The sequence below is a fragment of the Brevibacillus sp. JB24b genome, from assembly GCF_051713385.1.
Lineage (GTDB): Bacteria > Bacillota > Bacilli > Brevibacillales > Brevibacillaceae > Brevibacillus_B > Brevibacillus_B laterosporus.
In genome coordinates this window covers 307,292-327,961 of the sequence record NZ_JBNVQV010000001.1, presented here as the reverse complement: position 1 = coordinate 327,961, position 20,670 = coordinate 307,292, and the positions used below count along the sequence as shown (strand labels likewise).

Annotated in this window: 18 protein-coding genes; 1 reads left to right on the top strand and 17 read right to left on the bottom strand. The window is 43.0% G+C overall.

Annotated features, from left to right (window positions below):
• Positions 1-44 precede the first annotated feature (44 nt).
• On the bottom strand, positions 45-1,088 hold the full coding sequence (locus ACQV1I_RS01700) for an oxidoreductase (protein WP_116335020.1): 1,044 nt from the start codon (positions 1,086-1,088) through the stop codon (positions 45-47).
• Between the two features lie 295 nt (positions 1,089-1,383).
• Between ACQV1I_RS01700 and ACQV1I_RS01695 the strand changes: the two genes are divergently transcribed.
• The gene (locus tag ACQV1I_RS01695; protein ID WP_094701204.1) at positions 1,384-3,534 is read left to right on the top strand and encodes a BglG family transcription antiterminator; all 2,151 of its coding nucleotides are present in this window, start codon (positions 1,384-1,386) and stop codon (positions 3,532-3,534) included.
• Positions 3,535-3,588: 54 nt separating this feature from the next.
• On the opposite strand, the gene ACQV1I_RS01690 is transcribed toward ACQV1I_RS01695, so the two are convergent.
• The 16 genes from ACQV1I_RS01690 to blaOXA form a co-directional block, all read right to left on the bottom strand.
• Entirely contained in the window at positions 3,589-4,722 is a 1,134-nt protein-coding gene (locus ACQV1I_RS01690) for a sulfate/molybdate ABC transporter ATP-binding protein (RefSeq protein WP_116335019.1), read from the bottom strand.
• Positions 4,712-5,605: a sulfate ABC transporter permease subunit CysW gene (gene cysW / locus ACQV1I_RS01685; protein WP_116335018.1), complete on the bottom strand. Its 894-nt coding sequence runs from the start codon at positions 5,603-5,605 to the stop codon at positions 4,712-4,714. The genes ACQV1I_RS01690 and cysW overlap by 11 nt, the downstream gene beginning before the upstream one ends.
• A 17-nt stretch (positions 5,606-5,622) precedes the next feature.
• Positions 5,623-6,462 (bottom strand): sulfate ABC transporter permease subunit CysT, encoded by an 840-nt coding sequence (cysT, locus tag ACQV1I_RS01680; RefSeq protein ID WP_438769053.1) that lies wholly within the window; start codon positions 6,460-6,462, stop codon positions 5,623-5,625.
• Positions 6,463-6,502: 40 nt separating this feature from the next.
• Positions 6,503-7,645 (bottom strand): sulfate ABC transporter substrate-binding protein, encoded by a 1,143-nt coding sequence (locus tag ACQV1I_RS01675; protein WP_116335017.1) that lies wholly within the window; start codon positions 7,643-7,645, stop codon positions 6,503-6,505.
• Positions 7,646-7,772: 127 nt separating this feature from the next.
• Positions 7,773-7,922 (bottom strand): YezD family protein, encoded by a 150-nt coding sequence (locus ACQV1I_RS01670; protein WP_373413112.1) that lies wholly within the window; start codon positions 7,920-7,922, stop codon positions 7,773-7,775.
• 232 nt (positions 7,923-8,154) lie between these two features.
• A complete protein-coding gene (locus tag ACQV1I_RS01665) occupies positions 8,155-9,174 on the bottom strand; it encodes a biotin-dependent carboxyltransferase family protein (protein WP_094701199.1) in 1,020 nt (339 codons plus the stop codon).
• A complete protein-coding gene (gene pxpB / locus ACQV1I_RS01660) occupies positions 9,171-9,947 on the bottom strand; it encodes a 5-oxoprolinase subunit PxpB (protein WP_116335016.1) in 777 nt (258 codons plus the stop codon). The genes ACQV1I_RS01665 and pxpB overlap by 4 nt, the downstream gene beginning before the upstream one ends.
• Positions 9,948-9,970: 23 nt before the next feature.
• Positions 9,971-10,618, bottom strand: coding sequence for a pyroglutamyl-peptidase I (pcp, locus tag ACQV1I_RS01655; protein ID WP_116335034.1), 648 nt, complete (start codon positions 10,616-10,618; stop codon positions 9,971-9,973).
• 13 nt (positions 10,619-10,631) lie between these two features.
• Entirely contained in the window at positions 10,632-11,585 is a 954-nt protein-coding gene (locus tag ACQV1I_RS01650; protein ID WP_018672009.1) for a DUF979 domain-containing protein, read from the bottom strand.
• 27 nt (positions 11,586-11,612) lie between these two features.
• On the bottom strand, positions 11,613-12,305 hold the full coding sequence (locus ACQV1I_RS01645) for a DUF969 domain-containing protein (RefSeq protein ID WP_018672010.1): 693 nt from the start codon (positions 12,303-12,305) through the stop codon (positions 11,613-11,615).
• A gap of 78 nt (positions 12,306-12,383) precedes the next feature.
• Positions 12,384-13,151, bottom strand: a complete 768-nt coding sequence (gene pxpA, locus ACQV1I_RS01640; RefSeq protein WP_094701197.1) for a 5-oxoprolinase subunit PxpA — start codon at positions 13,149-13,151, stop codon at positions 12,384-12,386.
• Positions 13,152-13,369: 218 nt separating this feature from the next.
• Positions 13,370-14,158, bottom strand: a complete 789-nt coding sequence (locus ACQV1I_RS01635; protein ID WP_116335015.1) for an IclR family transcriptional regulator — start codon at positions 14,156-14,158, stop codon at positions 13,370-13,372.
• A gap of 247 nt (positions 14,159-14,405) precedes the next feature.
• Positions 14,406-16,430: a peptidoglycan D,D-transpeptidase FtsI family protein gene (locus ACQV1I_RS01630; RefSeq protein ID WP_116335014.1), complete on the bottom strand. Its 2,025-nt coding sequence runs from the start codon at positions 16,428-16,430 to the stop codon at positions 14,406-14,408.
• Positions 16,431-16,461: 31 nt separating this feature from the next.
• Positions 16,462-18,522: a penicillin-binding transpeptidase domain-containing protein gene (locus ACQV1I_RS01625; RefSeq protein WP_116335013.1), complete on the bottom strand. Its 2,061-nt coding sequence runs from the start codon at positions 18,520-18,522 to the stop codon at positions 16,462-16,464.
• A 217-nt stretch (positions 18,523-18,739) separates the two neighbouring features.
• Positions 18,740-19,468 (bottom strand): FHA domain-containing protein, encoded by a 729-nt coding sequence (locus ACQV1I_RS01620; RefSeq protein ID WP_094701193.1) that lies wholly within the window; start codon positions 19,466-19,468, stop codon positions 18,740-18,742.
• Positions 19,469-19,573: 105 nt separating this feature from the next.
• Positions 19,574-20,428, bottom strand: a complete 855-nt coding sequence (blaOXA, locus tag ACQV1I_RS01615; RefSeq protein ID WP_094701192.1) for a class D beta-lactamase — start codon at positions 20,426-20,428, stop codon at positions 19,574-19,576.
• Between the last annotated feature and the right edge of the window lie 242 nt (positions 20,429-20,670).

The window sequence follows — 20,670 nt, the reverse complement described above, 5'->3', positions numbered from 1 at the left end:
AAGAAAATAGAACAAGGCAAAGAGCGACCCACACGATCTGTGGATCAATCTATATAAATAGTCCGACCTTCCCTACTGCTTTTAAAAGCCACTTCAATTAGAAAAATATTCATACGCGCCTGTTCTGCACGGACGGGCACATTTTTACCTAGACGAATTGCCTCATACAACTTGTCATAGTAACGTTGATAGGAGCCTTTTTCGGACACGATTTTTTCTGTAACAGGCCTACCTTCTACCATTGTAGTTAACTCCCCATACCATTCTTTCTCTTCTTGACCCCAATTAGGAGCGTTCAGAGGCTGATTGTTGCGGATAGCACCCTCCTGCACGTCAAATCCAAACTTACTATAACTCCCCTTATCACCATGCACCTGAAAACGTGGACCCGGTTGAACTGTCAACATGCCAGCGTGTAAAATCACTCGCAAACGCTCATACTGCAAGATGACATGGAAATAATCATCTGTTTTAGCCCCTGGTCGTTGTGCTTGTACATCAGCTGTAACTGCTTTAGGCATTCCAAACATCATAATGGCCTGATCCAACAGGTGAGAGCCTAGATCATACAAAATTCCAGAGCCTGGCCCTGCGTTTTCTCTCCACCGATCACGTACTTCAGGTCGGTATCGATCATAATGAGATTCAAAATGATAGATATCACCTAGTCGTCCTTCCTGATACAAACGTTGGATTGTCAAAAAGTCATTATCCCACCGTCTGTTTTGATAAACGCTTAATACCTTACCTGTCGGCTTATTTAGCTCAATTAGCTCATCTGCTTCTTGGGTTGTTACGACAAACGGTTTCTCAACAACAATATGCACACCCGCATGTATCGCCTCTTTGACCATTTCATAATGAAGCGATGTGGGCGCGGTTATAATGACCAATTCCATCTTGGGATGCTGTAGTAACTCTTGTAATTGAGAGACCACCTGCACATCCCCCAGATCTGCTTTTACCTTTTCTGGTTTAGAAGATAGGACAGCCACAATCTCATAATGCTCTGACGCTTGTAAAAAAGGAACGTGAAAGGTAGTAGCTGACGGACCATACCCAACAATACCAACTCTGATTTTCTGCATTTTCATTCCCTCCTGCAAATGGAATCCTATCTCTATGTTATTCTGCATGCTCGTCTGGTTTTCTTATCATAAATGAAAAATATAGAGTTTCCAAGAATAGAGTGCGCGCTGAATAGTCTCATTTATATTAGTCCAACTTATGCACAAAAGATTACTAGTTTTTGGTCTTCTCTAATTATGTCATCCTGCTTTATAATGAGCCTAATAGAAGGTAATCGTATCGATCATCTTTTGCTTCTATCCAATCTTTGCAAATTACCTAGCAACAGATCAACTGGCAAAGGAGGTTGTATCCATGTCGCTCGATAAACGAAGCGCTGCGATTTTGCATAAAATTATGCAAGCTGACTCATATGTAACCGTACAGGAGCTCTTAGAATCACAAGGAATTTCGAAACGCACACTTTATTATGATATGAACAAAATAAACGATTGGCTGGAAGAAAATCAACTCCCTGCTGTTCAATATATCCGAAGCACCGGCTACTATATAGACGAACTGACCAAGCAAAAAATACCTGATAAACTTCAAGGTATGAAGAAATGGCAATATGAGTATTCCGCCAAGGAGCGTAAGGCTTGGCTAACCATCTATCTCTTAACCCGAGAAGGGCGTATCTTGCTAGAAGATTTGATGAATCGGCTAGGTGTTAGTCGCAACACCACCCTGGACGATCTGAAAAAATTAAAAATGGAGCTTCATACCTTTCATATATCGCTCAATTTTGACCGCAAACAAGGCTACTTCATTCAAGGTGAAGAGCAGGATAAACGAAAAGCACTTATCTTCTATCTCTCTCAGGCTGTAACAACTCAAAGCTGGAATCAACTCATCTCCCACATTCAAACGATGGCACATTCTACTTCACTGGTAGCAGAGGAACAGCAAGAGGATTTTTTGAAAACAAAAGAAATTCAGGTGATCCGCGAAGCCCTATCAGTTTGTGAGCGCTTATTAGGGATTCAATATACGGATGAGGTTCTGGAGAGCTTAAGTATTCACATCCATTTGTTCCGTAAGCGATTTAGTCGTGGACAGCATGTCACAATTGATATGGAAGAGAAAGAAGTATTGAAAAAAACAAAGCATTTTGAAGCCGCGACCTATATAAGCAATGAACTGTCGAAAACCCTACAAATTGATATACCAGAAGATGAAACCTATTACATTGCTACGCATCTCTTAGGCGCTCGTGTGATGAACCAATATCATTCGGATCAGGAAAATACTCATACTCAAATGCTATTGGAAGCTGTTCGTCGTATGGTTACTGACTTTCAAAAGTTCGCTTGTATTATGTTTGAAGACCAAGATGGGTTAAAACGTGATTTAATGCTGCACCTCAAACCTGCTTTTTATCGAATCAAGTACGGAATTAATATGGACAATCCGCTGATTGATTCCATTAAAACACACTATCATGAAATTTTCTTACTAACTCAGAAGGTTATTGTTCATTTTGAACAGCTGGTCGGGCAACAGGTATGTGAGGATGAGATCGCTTATATTGCTATGCATTTTGGAGCATGGTTGCGAAAGCAAGGAGCGAATCCCGCACCGCGAAAAAGAGCACTGATCGTATGTCCAAACGGCATTGGTACCTCACTTATTCTGCAAAATCAGTTAGAAAACCTATTCTCATCCATTGATATTTATAAGACGGTTTCCTTACGAGAGTATGAATCCCAAACCTATGATGTTGATCTGATTTTTTCTACTACCACTTTGACAAAAAGCGATGCACCCGTCTATGTGGTAAATCCAATTCTTAACGACGCAGAAAAAGCTCGCTTATTAAGACGAGTAGGAGCCTATATCTCTGACAAAGACAAGCAGCCGACAGAATCGTTAGAAGGCATGATGTCTATCATTCGTCGTCATGCAGTGATAGAAAATGAAGAAGCTCTCCATCAAGAGTTAAAGGAATACCTTCTGGAACCTGCTGCTTTAAGTAAAGAGCTTTCCTATAAGCCCACTGTTGCAGACATACTTACGAAGGATCAAATTCAGGTAGCACAAACCGTGGCTAATTGGGAAGAAGCGATTCGACTCGCCTCAGCACCTTTAGTTCGCAATGGAAGTATTCTACCTTCATATGTGGACGCCATGATTCGCTCCGTGTATGATCATGGACCATACATTGTAATCGCACCGAAAATTGCTATTCCGCACTCTAGACCACAGGATGGCGTCCAACGATTGAGCATGAGCTTCCTACAATTAAAGCATCCCGTATCCTTCTCAGAAAGGCCAGAGCATTCTGCACAGTTATTTATTGTACTAGCGGCTGTAGATAATGAGTCACATCTACGCGCATTGGCTCAGCTAACAGCAGTTCTCTCTTCTCCAGAAGCATTGCAAACCTTATTGCAGACCGATCAAATTGATGATGTTCTTCGATTATTAGAGATTTACTCCCAGCATCAGCTACCCGCTGGATTATAAAATAAAGCAAAAACCAACCAAAGCATTTCGCGATGGTTGGTTTTTGCATTTTCCTCACACCTTGATTTCTGACATCGTAAGCGAAACAGATTGCATGTTGACCCTTTTGACCGATTGGTGCTGAGATTGCTTGACTGGAAACAATCGAATTGATTTAAGGTTTACATAGAGTTGCCGAGAAGAATCCTCCCAAAGCTCTCGATATCGCTCGCCATTTAGCTCTAATTCAAACAACGTTCCATCTACCGTTAACTGACATTCTAGACGGACAAGTGGTCCCAATAAAGAGACATGTAACAAAGTAGCTTCAGCCCAGCTTTCCCCTTTTGAAGTGCGCGATAGCTCCATCTGATGAGGCCTGATGTAACCAACTGCTTCTGTATGATTCCAGTTCAAAACTTCTTCTGATTTCCACGATAGATGTCCCATATGAATAGTTCCTTCGTGTCCACAAACACGAAATTGATTTACTCTTCCTAAAAAGCTATACACGAAGGGATTACTAGGACTCTGATAGACTTCGATAGGCGTTCCCACTTGTTCAATTTTACCCTTGTTTACTATCACCACTTGATCTGCCATCTCCAAGGCTTCCTCTTGATCATGTGTCACGAACACGGTAGTGATTTTAAGCGTATTGTGCAATTGTTTGAGCCAACGACGTAGTTCCTGACGTACCTGCGCGTCGAGTGCCCCAAACGGTTCATCCAATAATAATACGTTTGGTTCAATGGCAAGTGCACGAGCTAGTGCCACCCGTTGTCGTTGCCCACCAGACAGTTGACTAGGGAAACGTGATTCTAGTCCATTCAATTGAACTAAGCGAAGTAGCTCCATTACTTTTGTTCGAATGCTGTCTTTAGAAGGACGCTTTCCACGGGGAAGCACTTGTAGACCAAAGGCAATATTATCAAATACACTCATGTGACGAAATAGAGCATAATGCTGGAAGACAAATCCAACCCTTCTCTCCTGAACTGTTTTCCTAGTGGCATCTACTCCATCAAAGCGTATGACTCCTCGCTCCATCTGCTCAAGACCCGCAATGAGCCGAAGCAAGGTGGTTTTGCCCGATCCTGAAGGTCCCAATAGTGCAACTAACTCTCCACTTGGAATCTGTAAGTTAATATGATCAAGGGCAGAAAACGCCCCAAAGTTTTTGGATACCTGTTTAATTTCAATGCCCATGTATACCCTCCCCCGTTTCATAACCCCAGACAGTTACGTCTACTTTCTTCTGTTTGTATTGCCGTTCAGCTTTCCATTCCAGTATGCTCTTAATGATAAGGGTCACGATGGCTAAAAAGGCTAATAGAGTGGCTACGGCAAAGGCCGCTACAAAATTATATTCGTTATATAAAATTTCCACTTGCAGTGGCACCGTGTTAGTCATACCACGGATATGTCCTGATACGACAGAAACCGCACCAAATTCGCCCATGGCACGCGCATTACAAAGGATAATTCCATACAGCAACCCCCATTTAAGATTAGGTAATGTGACGCGCCAGAAGGTTTGCCATCCCGTAGCTCCAAGTGACAATGCCGCTCCCTCTTCATCATTTCCCAGCGATTGCATGGCAGGAATCAGTTCACGTGCTACATAGGGAAAGGTAACGAAAATGGTTGCTAAAATAATGCCAGGCACCGCAAAGATGATTTTAATATCGTAGGTTTCTAACCACGGTCCAAGCAATCCTTGCGTACCAAATAACAGGACAAACAAGAACCCCGAGATAACAGGAGAAACAGCTACAGGCAAATCGATTAAGGTGAGAAGAATACTTTTCCCCCGAAACTGATATTTGGCAATGGCCCAAGCCGCCGCAATCCCAAACACCGCATTTAGTGGAACAGAAATTACAGCAACCAGCAGAGTAAGCTGTATTGCTGCTACCGCATCCGGTTCAGCGATTGCCTCCCAAAATGGTTGGAACCCGTGCTTTAGTGCCTCCGTAAACACCGATAATAACGGCACAATCAAAAACAATCCCAAAAACAGTACGGAGAGTACGATCATGATCCAAGCCCCTGGGTGTTTGGCAGTATCAGATTGGTTAGACAATGACATTTGTATCCTCTCCTTTTCTATGTGTCCATTCGATACATTCTCCGACTCCACCACTGTAAAACATTGGTCAACAGCAGAATAACAAACGATAACAACAGCATGACCGAGGCAATCGCTGTTGCTCCTGCATAATCAAACTGCTCTAGCTTTGTCATAATTAAAAGTGGAGTAATTTCAGTTTTCATCGGCATATTTCCTGATATGAATACAACAGAGCCATACTCGCCAACTGCTCTAGCTAAGGCTAACGTGAAGCCTGTTAGCAAGGCAGGTAAGAGCTGAGGGAAAATAACTCGCCAAAACGTAATCCACCGACCGGCACCGAGGCTCGCAGCTGCCTCTTCCATTTGCCGATCCACATCCTGCAATACAGGTTGAACAGTGCGTATCACGAACGGTATCCCAATGAAAATGAAGGCAACCGTAACTCCGAGTGATGTAAATGCCACCTTAATGCCCAGAGGCTCTATATATTGCCCAATCCAGCCGTTAGGTGCATAGACCGACGTAAGAGAAATACCAGCTACCGCAGTGGGCAAGGCAAAAGGCAGATCAACTAGTCCATCAAGAATTTTTTTGCCAGGAAAGCGATAGCGTACCAGTACCCAAGCGATCAGTAACCCAAACACCGTATTTACTAAGGCTGCCACCAGAGAGGCTAAAAAACTAAGCTTATAAGATGCAATCACGCGGTCAGCAAGTACAATAGCTAGAAATTGATCCCAGCTAAGAGAGTTAGTCGATAACACAAGCACAGATAACGGAAATAGAACAAGGAGGCTCACATAGACAACCGTATACCCTAGCGATAAACCGAATCCTGGTATGATACTCGACTGTTTCCATCTGTTTTTCATGTTTTACACCACCTTGTGAGTCAGTTGATTCTAATACACGTTATGGTTGATAAATTTGATCAAAAATTCCTCCATCAGCAAAATGGACTCGATGAGCTTCCTGCCAATTTCCGGCTATTTCTTCAATAGTGAAGAGCTTGATGGTAGGAAATTGATTTTCATATGCTTTGGCTACAGACTCTAGTCGTGGCCGGTAAAAATTCGTAGCTGCAATTTTCTGCCCTTCCTCCGAATACAAGTATTTCAGATAAGCCTCTGCTACTTCTTTTGTACCTTTTTTGTCAGTGACTTTATCCACGACGGTCACAGGTGGCTCTGCTAAAATACTAACGGAGGGTACGACGATTTCCACTTTGTCCTTCCCGATTTCGTTGATTGCCAAAAACGCTTCATTTTCCCAAGCAAGTAGTACATCGCCAATTCCCCGCTCGACAAAAGTTGTTGTGGAACCGCGCGCTCCAGAATCCAGAACGGGCACATGCTTAAATAGCTGTTGCACAAATTCCTTAGCCTCTTCATCGCTGTTGGGGTTGAGTTGTTTGGCATAGCCCCAAGCAGCTAAGTAGTTCCATCTAGCCCCTCCTGACGTTTTAGGATTAGGCGTTATTACTTGAACGTCTTGTTTTAGTAAGTCGTTCCAATCCTTAATCTGCTTTGGATTACCCTTACGAACGAGAAACACAATGGTAGAGGTATAAGGGGCGCTTTTTTGTTCCAAGCGGGATTGCCATTCTTTTTGAATAAGTCCTTTATCTGCAATAGCATCAATGTCATATGCAAGCGCTAACGTGACAACGTCAGCTCCCAGCCCATCAATAACTGAGCGTGATTGCTTACCAGAGCCACCATGTGATTGCTTGATGGTAACGGTTTGACCTGTTTTGTTTTGCCAGTAATCAATAAAGCTTTTGTTATAAGACTGGTATAACTCACGTGTCGGATCATAGGAAACATTTAGTAGCTCAATTGGTTTAGACGACGGTTTATCATTGCTAGAAACGGCTGTGGTGGTACCTGCTCCGTTAGCTCCTTTATCAGTCTCTGAACCTGTCGGAGATGCTCCCCCTCCGCACCCTGCTACCACAAGCGCCAAACTGCCGGAAAGAAAACAGGTTAACCATCGAAGTCGCTTTTTTCTGTTTAGAAATGCTGCATTGGTTATGATCGTAGAGCTTATTTTCATTGAGTTACCTCCCTAATCTTATCTAGTTCATCCGATCAAGCCTGTTGCACATGTATACAAAAAAAGACTCCTCTCGCTCATCCTTCACTGGCGAACGTAAGGAGCCTTCGGTTGTCCGATCGGCACTCTATCCTTTTTGTCTTTTTGAAAATTCTTTCTTTTCTAACGAATAACGATGACGCTCCACACGCTCAATTTGCGTGATGTTCGAATCATGGATCGTAATATGCACGGAGCCATACTCAATACCTTTCAAAGCATCTAAAATTTTCTGCATCCATAGGTCTTGTCGACTTGCCTGTTGTTCAGACATACCGTTTGCCTCCTTCATGCCTGTTCCACCTTTTTGATAGACACCAAAAATTAGGAAACTTTGTATTTGAGTTTAATCACATAATTCCTATATGTCAAGTTGGAATTAAACAAAAAAAGCATATTTCCTGCGACATGCACAAGAATATGCTTAGGTGTGAAAATAAGGATTCTACTAAAGTGAATTAGCTCTATGACTACCGCATCATTTGCAAAAGAATTCCTTGCTGCAGTTCAATAAAAAATTGTTCCCGCTCCATCAGTAGCTTTTCAGATTCGTCCCTTTCTATCTCCGTAAACATGATCTCTTCCCCTGGCTTCATCTGAGCCAAAATCGGTAAATCTACTGTAGCAACCTGACCAATTCGTGGGTAACCTCCCGTCGTCTGTCGATCAGCGAGTAAAATAATAGGGTACCCCTCTGCCGGTACCTGAATCGTCCCAAAGGCTACAGCCTCTGATAATAATTCAATCGGTTCTACCAAATCAAGCATCGCCCCCTGAAGACGATAGCCCATGCGGTCTGATTGGGGCGTAATTTTATAGGGGGATTGAAATAAATTCTGTTGGCTTTCTGATGTAAACAAGGAAAAATGGGTTCCTCGACTAATGCGCACTTGTGGATTTCTTCGGTACGTCGCTAGGCAATCAGCGCTAACACTCCAATCTACACTTGTCCAGCTCCTCAATGATGTCTGCTTGGCCAACCTGTTGTCCCATTTCTCCAGAAAAGCGCGTGTCACATTAGCTAGCTCGCCCACTGATATATAGTCGCCTGCCTGTAAGCTTCTGCCCTGATAGCCCCCCATTCCTGCACGCGCATATGTACTGCGGCTACCTAGCACCTGCTCAACCTCAATCCCACCTGCAATAGCTAGGTAAGCGCGACAGCCCGTCCGACAGCCTCCACCTTTCACAACCGTACCTGATTTGACAAAAATAGGACGCCACATAGGTAAACGCTCACCATTGATTGTAAAAGACAAATCTGCTCCTGTAATTGCAATGAGGCTATCGTGCTCAAAAGCTAACTCTGCTCCTGTAAGCGTCATCTCTAACGTGGCAAGCTGCTCTGCATTGCCCACCAGCATGTTGGCAATTCGCAAGGCCATAGGGTCCATCGCTTCGCTGGTAACAACCCCATATTTTCGAAAGCCAAACCGCCCTTGATCCTGGATCAATGTGAGCAACCCCGGTTTGATAACACGTATACTCATGACTCTTCCCCTCCCCATTCCAGATATTCCTGTTGGGTAATCGGACGGAAGCGGACAGTATCACCTGCTTGTAAGTAGCTAGGTGGATTCTGTTTGGAGCGAAACAACGCAAGAGGTGTCCGACCAATCAACTGCCAACCGCCTGGGGTTTCTATCGGATAGACGCCCGTCTGCTCTCCACCGATACCTACTGAGCCAGCGGGAATCTGTAAGCGTGGGGAAGCTCTTCTTGGAGTAGCAATCTCAGTGGACATTCCTCCAAGATACGGGAACCCAGGTGCAAAACCAATCATATAAACCTTATACATAGCCTGGGAATGAATACGAATAACTTCTTCCGGAGCAAGCTGATGATACTTGGCTACCTCCTCCAAATCTGGTCCATACTCTCCCCCGTAGCAAACGGGAATTTCAATTACTCGGGAGTGACTCTCTAATTGGCTAATATGCCCTGCTAACATCCCACGCACTTTATTCACTACGATCTCATATGCGGTGCTGTCTGAGCGTTGGTTCACTACCTGTTTAACCGTGATAGGATCATAATAAATCGCCACACTTGTAAAAGCCGGCACAAATTCAATCATGCCTGGAAACGGATGTTGTTCGATATGAGTAGCAAAAGCCTGTACAAGCTGGTAAATATCAGCGTTACCATTGTCCGCCAATTTGAATTGCACCAACACTGCTGCATCTCCAAGCGGCAGAATTTGAACAGGCCATTTTTGTTCGATCGTTTGTCCTTCTATCTGTTTATCTGGCTGTTGCTTCACCTGATCACCTCTACCATCTATCTCTAACTGATCTGTCCTTCTATCGCCTTAATATCTTGTTCGACTCCTACGCTGGTCCGAACGACGACCTCCAAAGCCTTTATAACGCACATCAAGCTCATACTAGGCTGCCCAGGGAACCGAACGGCCTGTTCAGGTAAATAGGGAATATGAATAAAACCACCCTTTGTTCTTGTATAACGCGTAGAAATCAGATGAGCCAATCCATAAAAGAGATGATTACAAACGAATGTACCGGCTGTCTGAGAAACGGATGCAGGAATCCCGGCCAGACGAACTTCTTTGACAATAGCCTTAATTGGCAACGTAGACCAGTAAGCTACCGGCCCCTCTTCTATAATAGGCTGATCGATTGGCTGATTTCCTTCATTATCCGGAATGCGTGCATCATCTGTATTAATTGCTACCCGTTCTACTGTGATATCTGCACGCCCTCCCGCCTGTCCGACACAAATAACCACGTCAGGTTGTACCTCTTCCATGATGGTTTCCAAGACTTCCAGAGAGCGATGAAATACAGTTGGAATTTGTTTGATGATTACTTCGACATCGGGGATATCAAATTGTTTGCATTGTTGCACTGCTTCCCATGCGGGATTAATCTGTTCCCCACCAAAAGGATCAAAACCAGTTAACAAAACTTTTTTCACCATGATATTCCCCCTAGAACAGCAAATAGTACATCAAAAAGATATTAATTCCTAACAATAGCAAAGCAGTAGGAGCCTGTGCTTTTATAACGGCATTCTTATCAGGTAAATCTAATAGAGCCGCTGGAACAATATTAAAGTTGGCTGCCATCGGAGTAAGCAAAGTGCCACAATAACCAGAAAACATACCAATTGCTCCTAACACGGCCGGGTTTCCTCCGTGCATTTGCACTAACAAGGGTAGACCAATACCAGCAGTCATGACGGGAAAGGCTGCAAATGCATTCCCCATTACCATCGTGAACAAGGCCATTCCCAGTACGTATGCAACTACCACTAAGAAACGATTATCCACCGGAATCGCGGAGCTTACCAGGTCAGCAATCACTGTGCCCACTCCTGCTGCTCCAAATAGCGCTCCCAATGTGGCTAGCATTTGAGGCAAGACAGCAGCCCAGCCGATCGCATCCAGCAGACGACGAGACTCTTTTACTGGTTGAATACCTTTGGTTTTGGTAATGCTCATCGCTACCACTAACGATACTAAGCAAGCTACTCCCAAGCTCACCAGCGTAACGTTCTGTTGATCAAGTAAAAATATTTCGCCTATTTTGGCATTTTTCAACAAAACACTACCAATTACGGTCACAACTGGAATTAATAGTGCTGGGATAAACAATCGATTCCCAAAGCGTTTGGCGCTAGCCTCTCTTTGTTCATCCGTTGTTTGCTGGTACGTCCCCAGTCGGACCCCGCCCAAGCCAGCAATAAGCGCCATTAGCAACACAACAATTCCCATTACAAATGAAGAAACCAGTTTGCCTCCTAAAAAGGAAAAGGCAAATAACGCCCAGAAAAGGGAGGTGGTAAAACGGCGAGAATTACTTTTATCTCTTAACGCTAAAATCGCAATAATGACAAGAAACACGCCGGCAAGATAATAGATAAAATCTAATTGGATGAACATAGCGGTCACCTTCCCTTCCATGTATTCCTACGCACTTTTGCGCAGTTGTTTGCTTTCTTCCATGTATCTTCTGATTTTTCCATCAAATAAATATAATCTTGTGCCATGAATCAGGAAGGCCGCAATGGCAGTTGGAATCCCCCATACTGCTATATGAAGAGGTTCAAGCGAGATACCGTTTTGTTGGAAGAATCCATGCATCAATAGGACTGCACCAAAAGCGATAAAAATATCTTCTCCAAAAAATAAACCAATATTATCTGTAGCTGCTGACTGAGCCTTAATCTTGTCACTTAGCTCTTTAGGTAGTTGACCGTGCTTGTTCTCAGCAGCCCCTTCTGCCATCGGTGCTACCAACGGACGAACCATCTGAGCATGTCCACCTAAGCTGGTTAGTCCTAGCATGGCAGTCACTTCTCGTACAAATAGATACAAAATCAATAATCGACCTGTAGTCGCTGCTTTTACTTTTCGAATTAATCGCTGTGACTGTTCCTTTAGCCCGTACCGTTCCAATAGCCCAATAATCGGTAATGTTAAAATAAACAACGATAAATAACGGTTCTTTTCAAAAGCTTCTCCGAACGTAATTACTATTTGTTCAAACGATAAATTCCCCGCCAAACCCGTAGCAATCCCTGCCACTGTAACAACGAGTAATGGATTAAAGCGCAAAGCAAACCCGACAATAACAATTAAAATTCCGATCAGTGATAACATGGACAACCTCCCTTTATCTATTGGAATCTACCTGTTTATCTCTATCTAGTGAAAACTGTGTTTACTCATTACAGAGCACTATGCTTGATGTCCCACCGTTTCAACTCTGATCTGTTTGTTCTCTAATTGTGATCGAATCTGTCTGGCAAAGGATAGAGCATGAGCACCATCACCGTGAATGCAGACTGTATCTGCTTGAATCCTCACATCTGTTCCTTGCTGTGAGATGACTTTCCCCTCCTTAACCATTCGAATTACTTGGCTAACCGCTTCGTCCGTATCGGTTAAAACAGCATTAGGCTGTCGGCGTGGGGTAAGTGATCCATCGCTTTGATAGGTACGATCAGCAAATACCTCATGGGCACTGCGTAATCCAAGCTTCTCCGCTGCCTTGAGCAATTGACTTCCTGATAACCCGTACAAGATTAAATCTGAATCCATGCTATATACTGCTTCGGCAATCGCTTCGGCCAAGCTCTCACTTTGTGCGGCCATGTTGTACAAAGCTCCATGTGGCTTCACATGATGCAGAATCCCCCCCTGTGCTTTTACAAAGGCATGTAGGGCTCCAATTTGATATAGCACCATATCATGTGCCTCACGTGGTGAGATGTCCATCGTACGGCGGCCAAAGCCGATTAAATCAGGCAACCCTGGATGTGCTCCAATCGCTACCCCTTTTTCCAGAGCCATGTGAACCGTCTGACGCATGGTAGATGGATCTCCCGCATGATAGCCACAAGCGATATTTGCTGAGCTGATAAAAGCGAGAATTTCTTCATCATTCCCCATCTGGTAAGCACCAAAGCTCTCTCCCAAATCACAATTCAAATCTACGCGATACATCGCTTCCCCTCCCTTTTACCTGTGCTTTGTGGTACTCGGAAATCCAGTCCTACTTGTCCCGATATTCGGAATAATCGTTCCACTTTTTATATTTTTACTCATTATAGATTTAGTTTAATAGATTGACAAGAAGCAGTTTACAGAAAAAACTACCCAGCAAATCGCTAGGTAGTTTTGTTATTCTCCTTCTATCCTTTCGATCAAATGTCTAGTCAAAGCTATACTAACTGGGTCCATCCATGTCGTGGATACTCCCTCTGCCCGCCAAGTGAGCGTGAAATTCGTTCCGCTGTCTCCACTGTTTCTTTAATCAGCAAAGGCAGTTTATCAGGCGTAAAGCGCACCTCTGGACCTGCAACACTCAGACCTGCCACTAGCTTGCCCCGATGATCAAAAATAGGAGCGGCTACCGAAACCGTCTCATTCTCTAATTCCGAGTAACTAATCGTGTAATAATTTTGACGGGACTCTTCCAGCTTCTCAGTTAGCTCCTTGCAAGTCGTAATAGTCCCTTTGGCAATACGCTCAAATTGAACGTTTTCTAGATATTCTTCAACCTCTGCATCTGGTAGAAAAGCTAAAATAATCCGTGAGCAGGCTCCTGCATACAAAGGAGAGCGCCTCCCTACTTTCGTATATAATCGCACCGGATGCTTGGTATCTAGCTTCTCGACATAAATGGCATCGGGTCCATCCTTCATAATAAGATGAACGGCTTCTCCCATCTCATCTCGTAGCTGATTCATCCAAGGAAGGGCCATTTGACGAATATCTAACCGATCGGACACCAGCTGACCATATTGCAGAAAGGTTAACCCAAGCTCATACCGCCCCTCCTCATCCTTTCGAAGAAATCCCATCTCTTCAAGTGACCCGACCATACGATGAACAGAGGTCTTTGGCTTATCGGTTACTTCTACTATTTGGGCTAACGTTAAATGTGGATGAGTAAGAAATAGAGAAAGTAAATCTAATGCTTTCACCACTGTCTTATTTTTGTGCTGCACCCTCCACTCATCCTTCCTATGGTTATAACTGCTCATGAAAATTTATATTATTATGACATATTTTATTACAGGGGTAAGTACTGTGCCAAGCAATTCGTAATCAGAGGGCAAAATAAAGTACCCCATAAATCCTCTGCATCATTTTGAAAAAGTTACAAATCTATACTACTTTTATGTACAAAAGGAAAAAAGCCAGCATTGCCAGGATTCTACTCCTGTTGTGCAAATGCTAGCTTTTATACTCTACTCATCTTAACCCTACATATTTATCATATGCTTGAAACACTGCTCGACTGATATTGGATGCAGAGCGCCCCCCATAACCACCCTCTGGTACAACCACTGCTACTGCTAGCTTAGGTTTGTATGCAGGTGCATAGGCGATAATCACACCATTATTGACTCTGGCATGTTTTTGCCATTTCGTAATGGATTCTCCTTTTGAATTGGTAGAAGTAACTGGGACGTAAATATCCTGTTCAGACGTACCAGTCTTTGCTGCTACCTGATAGGGAAGACCACGAAAAGCATTGACAGAGGTTCCGCCTGGTTGTGTTACCTGTACCATTCCATTACGTAAAATATCCCAATATGCTTGGGGTTGCTCTATTTTATTTAGAACCTTAGGCTTGGACTGAAGCACAATGCTTCCTTTTTCATCTACGATTTTATCTACAAGCTGAGGCTGTAGCCGAACGCCTTTAGTAGCCAAAGTCGCGGCGTATTGAGCTAGTTGAACCGTCGTGGCTCGAACCTGTTGTCCAAAGGAGGCCTGTACCATTGCAGCCAGTGGCCCATAGGTCTTATTCATAACTAGATAATCCTCTTTGCCTTTATTCTCACTCGGTAGATCCACTTCCGTCAACACACCTAAACCGAATTGATGATAGTACTCCTGTAGCAGAGAAACGGCTCTGTTACCTTCCTTTTTGGCAACCCCTTCGCCAATACGGGCCATATACGTATTCGAGGATTTGGCTATCGCCTTTACTGGATTGAGCACACCATAATTATGACCGCTATCGTTCTTTACTCGATCGTTCCCACGACCATAGTAGTACGTAACGGGATCGGTCCATTGATCGCTCGGTGTAATAACTCCCTCATGTAAACCTAACAATACTGTAATTGGTTTCATGACGGAGCCTGAGGGGACAATTGATTTTGGGTGTTTATTATTTTCTTGTTCCGCTGAAGGGCCCGTTAATGGACGAACATCATAAGGCGCTTCACGAATTGTTCCATTGGTAACAGAGTATTTCATCTGCTCATAAGTAGCCTGATCAGGTCCATGCACCCAAACATTCGGATCATATTCTGGGTAGCTGACCATCGTAACTACCTTACCGGTATCCACTTCCATCGCTACTACATAGGCTGTTTTAGCTCCAGCAGCTAATGAAATACTTCCTCTTAATTTTGGTAGGAAATCTTTAATGAAATCTCTAGTTTCTGACTGTACTCGCTCATCAATATTTAGATAGATACTTTGACCACGTATGGGCGATTCCTTCTTTAGCTCACGTTGTACGGACTGATCGGCTGCCACCTCATACAAGCGATAGCCATTCTTTCCGCGTAGCTCCTTTTCATAGCTACGCTCGATACCGTCTAATCCAACCAGTTGATCAGGCAGATAATGCACTTGCTCCGTTTTATAAAATGGACTGTTCAAGTTTTGAGCTACATGGTAGGGACGAACGTAGCCAATTGTCTGTACGGCTATTTGTTTGGTATCGTATTCTCTTATCGATTTCGTAACAACGTCTACCCCTGGTAAATCTTCTCGATGCTCTTCTAAATAAGCAATCTCTTCGGGGGTCAGGTCATACTTGATTTCTTTTTCCATATACTTCGGTGCATTGCGAGCGATGTTTTTCCGCTGCCCATTCTCCCAAGTAAAGCCTACATCTAGCTTTTTCACGATCGCACTTTGTGTCATTCCACGCAGGACTTTTTCTAGTTTCTTGGCTAGTTCAACAATCTCCTGTTGCTTGATACCCTCTGGTTCATGAAAAACAGCTGTGAATGAAGCTCTGCTATGTACCAACAGCTTGCCATTACGATCATAAATGTTGCCACGAACTGCTGGAATCGGATCTTTTTTGAGGGAACGAGAGCTCAGTACCTTTTCAAACTCGCTCCCCTCAACAATCTGTATTTGAGCCAATCGAAGAATAATCGCTGAAAATAAAAAGAAAGTGATCAGAAAAATCCATTGCATACGCTTTAATCGCTGTTCCTGCTGCAATTCTTGTTCTGCTTTATCCACAAAAGGCTCACCTTATCTTTCTCCTGTCTTTTCACTGGGAGTCTCTACTAACTACTTGCGCAAAAATTCGTTTTATCTTGGGATCAAGATAATGGCTTCCACCTCGACCTTTTACATTTTCTATCATCATCGTTAGCAATAGCTTTGGTTTATCCACATTAAATACGGTCATCCAGCCATACTCCAGCCCATTCTCACCTTTTCTTGCTTTTAATTCGGCTGTTCCCGTTTTTCCTGCCACGCGAATACCCGATGGTTTAGCAAACCGCCCTGTTCCTTGTGAATTTTCCATTACTTGAATTAGATCATCTTTAATCAATGCTGCTGTTTCTTTCGACATCACATTTTCTTTCCAAAAGGATTGTGGCTTCACTTCCTGCAGAGTCAATGTGGGATAAACCATATTACCCTCATTTAAAAATGCGCTATAGGTCAACGCGAGATGAAGCGGTGTCATCGTTACTTCCCCTTGTCCGTACCCAGAATCAGCTAGCTGAATCTCATTCTTGATATCCTTGTTAGCTATTTTGGACTTTTTCAATGGATAGGTAAGCGGTAAACTTTCACCTATACCAAACTTTTTCGTCCCATCTAAAAAAGATTGCTCTCCCATCTGTAAAGCCGCTTGCGCAAAATAAATATTATCTGAATACACAAGAGCTTTTTCTAAAGTAACTGGGCTATGTGGGTCTTTCACTCGCGTTACCTCGTACTTACCCCATGAGGTATCCTTTTGCCAATGTAATCCCTTGACAGTCATGCCTTGCTCAGCCTTAATACTTCCTTGTTCAAGTCCGATTGCCGCCGTAATAGGCTTAAAGGTCGAGCCTGGTGCAAATCCAATGGCAAACCGATTGAGTAGGGGTTTAGCTGGATTGTTATTTAACTGGGTCCACTCCTTGTTAGATAGTCCTCTGATAAACGCATTGGGATCATACGCAGGTGTACTTAACATAGCTAATACTTCTCCAGTGAGTGGGTGAATTGCCGCTGCTGTTCCTGCATCGTTCTTCATTTCCTCATAGATAGCAAACTGTAGATCAGCATCAATGGTTAAAGTGAGCTTCTGCCCATCTTGTGCTAGCCTTTTTGCTAACATTTCCTTTTCCTGCCCTTGCTCATCAGCTATAATAATTCGCGCACCTGGCGTACCGTGTAAATGTTCCTCATAGACTTGTTCCACGCCCGCCTTCCCAACCAAATCAGTAGAACGATAACCTTTTGGTTCGTATAGCTTCCATTGCTCTTCATTCATACTTCCGATATAACCGATTAAATGAGCAGTAGCTTGACGATAAGGGTAATAACGCACCTCTCTCTTACGTATCATCAAGCCCTCGACCTTTTCTAATTGATCTAAGCGATCGTCTTCCTTAGCTTGTGTCGCTAATGGAACAAATAACTCTGGCTTCACCCATTTCGCATTTCGTTTCGTGTCAATTTGTTCTAGGGTCATATCCAGTAGAGTGGCCGCTTTTTGTTTCTGGTCGTCTGAATTCTTATCCCATTTTACGGGTATTACCCCTACTTCATAAGCGACCCCTGTTGTAGCTAATAAAATTCCATTGCGATCTACAATTTCCCCTCGCTGCGCCAGGATTGTTTGGACCCTTACCTTATCTTTCTCCTTCATGCTAGGAAAAATGAGGGATTCATTCCATTTGATATACCAATCTTTTTTTCCACTTTGATTTTCGCGTACCATTGTTACTTTATGTGTAAAAGTAAGAGAACCAGCTATCGTATCCATGCTAACCTGATAGGGCAGGCGAATTTCCTCGTTTTCCGTGATGGCTTCACGTCCCAGTGAAGTATCTTTCATTTGCAAATGATTGGCTTCCATCCCGTTATAAATGGTTTCATAGCGGCCTATGAATTCCGCCTTCGTCATTTTTTTCTTCGTATCCACAGATAGTTGTTCATACATTTGGGCAAAATCCTGTTTACCCCAGCTATCCAAATACTCCTCAAACCGTTTTTCTGCCCGATCCTTTACAACACGCGGGTCATCTTCCATCAGATGGGCGTAAATAAAAATTCCTCCTGTTGCAAGAAGAACCGCTACTATAGATAAAAAGAGTATTCTTTTCATGATAAATCCACTCCCTTCTCCTAAAGATAGGTCATACGTCTCCCAATAAACATATTGTTCCATCATCAAATCGCTGATAAATCGCTCATATATACATGAGATAGCCCATCATCGTATCAAAATTGTACATAGCAAAAAAGCCAGAAGAAAAACAACCGAACTCCCTCTCTTATCAAAACGGAAATCCCTTGTTTTGCCTTCTGGCTTTTCTGTTTTTTTATAAGTCCAACATATATCCGTACCGCGGTATGGTGATAATTTTATCACCGTACTCACCCAACCTCTTACGTAAACGGTAAACCAATGCATTAATTTCGGCTCGACCTACATCTGGCAATCCATCTACTGTGGATGTTCGTTCTGGCCACACATGCACTTTCATCTCATCATAGCTAACAGCTTGATTTACACGCTCGTACATGAGCATCAACAAATCAATATCTTTTCCCGATAAATAAAGACGATCCCCATCCAGCAGGATTTCTCTTCTCTCCACATTGATGGTTAAGCCCTTCACATCCATACTTACATGAACTGCTACTGGCTCAACCTGTTTCGCCATCTGATCCTTACTAGCATCAAGCGGTCGAATAAACTCCCTTGTTACATCCAAGTCATTTTCCAATGTAAAGAAAATAAATTCTGCCTCTCCTTTTGCCAATGTAATACGATCTCCGTATTGTAAAACATGCGGGGCATTCTGGAGCGGTTGTCCATTTACCTCAGTTCCATGTTTACTGTCTAGATCATAAAGAACGTATTGATTTCTCTCTTGGCGGATGACAGCGTGCTGTCTTGATATAAATAAACTGGTAAAAGATAAATCAGGTTGATACGTCGCCCCACGTCTACCAATTGTACATTCGGTCTCTGTAATGAATTTTTTGACCGTTGTCTGGTTGGAATCTCCTTTTTTAATGAAGAGATATGCTTCTACTCCCAACATGATATCACTCCAAATAACAGTTAATCCTTCACTCTATTATAAACGATTCTGATACGTCAACAAGAGCTGCTTAGTTTGCAGCCCTTGTTCTTTCCCTTTATCATCCTATTTGTTTTGGGATGGCGTTGGGAGCATGTTATATTTCTTGAGGATTTGTAATGTAATATTTTTAGCTTTTATTCCAGAAGAGCTTCCTTCTCCATTTACATTGGTAACAAAGATATAAGGATGTCCCTCTACCGTAACAAATCCTACAAACCAGCCAACTGGCGGTGTATTGCGTGTACCTGTTTTACCATACAGCGTGTATAAATCCTCATCCTGCTGAATCATCATACGTTTAACAGTCTTCATTACTTGCTTATCAAACGGTAATTGTTCTTTATATAGCTTTTCTAAGAAATCAGCTTGTTCAAGAGGTGTGATCTTTAATGAGCTGTTTAGCCAAAACTTATCAATCCCACCAGTAGTATCCTGATTTCCATAGGAAGCTTTATGTAACCATTCCTTCATTCGATCTGCACCGATATCACGGGCCAACTGTTGATAGTACCAAACGGTTGAATAGCGCATCGCCGAACCAAGCGTATGATCCTTGTTCCAGACATCAAGGTCGCGCTTCACACCATCCCAGCGCTTCACGGTATATTCATCGTCCACTGCTTTTACTTGAAGACCAATTAAAGCATTCATGACTTTAAAAGTAGATTCAGGTGCTTGCGGTTGTTTCGCTCTTTCTTCATTAAAAATAAAGGTCGAATTTTTTTCCAGATCACGTAGGATAAACGTACCTTCGTCGTTCGGAAAAAATTCTTTCACTTCCATTTTTGATAAATTAACGATCTCTGTTTTTTCAGGTATATTTGCAGGTCTTTGTAGCTCAGACTCCTTTGCCATTACTGAGCATCCAGCCATTGCCACACTTAGTAGTAACACCGCACCATATTTAAGTAGTCTCATTATCGACACCCCACTTTATTTTTACAATTGTTTTCTATTTATAACGATTTGTAATGTCCTCTATCGCTTCCTGCCTATACCAATATATGCTAGCAGGAACACTAAAAACATGCTTGAATCGTTATAAACCTATGAGAATATGATGATAAAACCATGATACGACGCTCAACTTGACTGACACCTAACGGAATGATACTCTAAACGCGACTCTTGACCGGGATAAATAAAAGAAGTGGAGGTGT

Excerpts from the sequence above, each read along its gene's own strand:
- ACQV1I_RS01700 (WP_116335020.1), bottom strand. The coding sequence starts at position 1,088 with ATGCAGAAAATCAGAGTTGGTATTGTTGGGTATGGTCCGTCAGCTACT.
- ACQV1I_RS01695 (WP_094701204.1), top strand. The coding sequence starts at position 1,384 with ATGTCGCTCGATAAACGAAGCGCTGCGATTTTGCATAAAATTATGCAA.
- ACQV1I_RS01690 (WP_116335019.1), bottom strand. The coding sequence starts at position 4,722 with ATGGGCATTGAAATTAAACAGGTATCCAAAAACTTTGGGGCGTTTTCT.
- cysW (WP_116335018.1), bottom strand. The coding sequence starts at position 5,605 with ATGTCATTGTCTAACCAATCTGATACTGCCAAACACCCAGGGGCTTGG.
- cysT (WP_438769053.1), bottom strand. The coding sequence starts at position 6,462 with ATGAAAAACAGATGGAAACAGTCGAGTATCATACCAGGATTCGGTTTA.
- ACQV1I_RS01675 (WP_116335017.1), bottom strand. The coding sequence starts at position 7,645 with ATGAAAATAAGCTCTACGATCATAACCAATGCAGCATTTCTAAACAGA.
- ACQV1I_RS01670 (WP_373413112.1), bottom strand. The coding sequence starts at position 7,922 with ATGCAGAAAATTTTAGATGCTTTGAAAGGTATTGAGTATGGCTCCGTG.
- ACQV1I_RS01665 (WP_094701199.1), bottom strand. The coding sequence starts at position 9,174 with ATGAGTATACGTGTTATCAAACCGGGGTTGCTCACATTGATCCAGGAT.
- ACQV1I_RS01650 (WP_018672009.1), bottom strand. The coding sequence starts at position 11,585 with ATGTTCATCCAATTAGATTTTATCTATTATCTTGCCGGCGTGTTTCTT.
- ACQV1I_RS01645 (WP_018672010.1), bottom strand. The coding sequence starts at position 12,305 with ATGTTATCACTGATCGGAATTTTAATTGTTATTGTCGGGTTTGCTTTG.
- pxpA (WP_094701197.1), bottom strand. The coding sequence starts at position 13,151 with ATGTATCGCGTAGATTTGAATTGTGATTTGGGAGAGAGCTTTGGTGCT.
- ACQV1I_RS01625 (WP_116335013.1), bottom strand. The coding sequence starts at position 18,522 with ATGAAAAGAATACTCTTTTTATCTATAGTAGCGGTTCTTCTTGCAACA.
- ACQV1I_RS01620 (WP_094701193.1), bottom strand. The coding sequence starts at position 19,468 with ATGTTGGGAGTAGAAGCATATCTCTTCATTAAAAAAGGAGATTCCAAC.
- blaOXA (WP_094701192.1), bottom strand. The coding sequence starts at position 20,428 with ATGAGACTACTTAAATATGGTGCGGTGTTACTACTAAGTGTGGCAATG.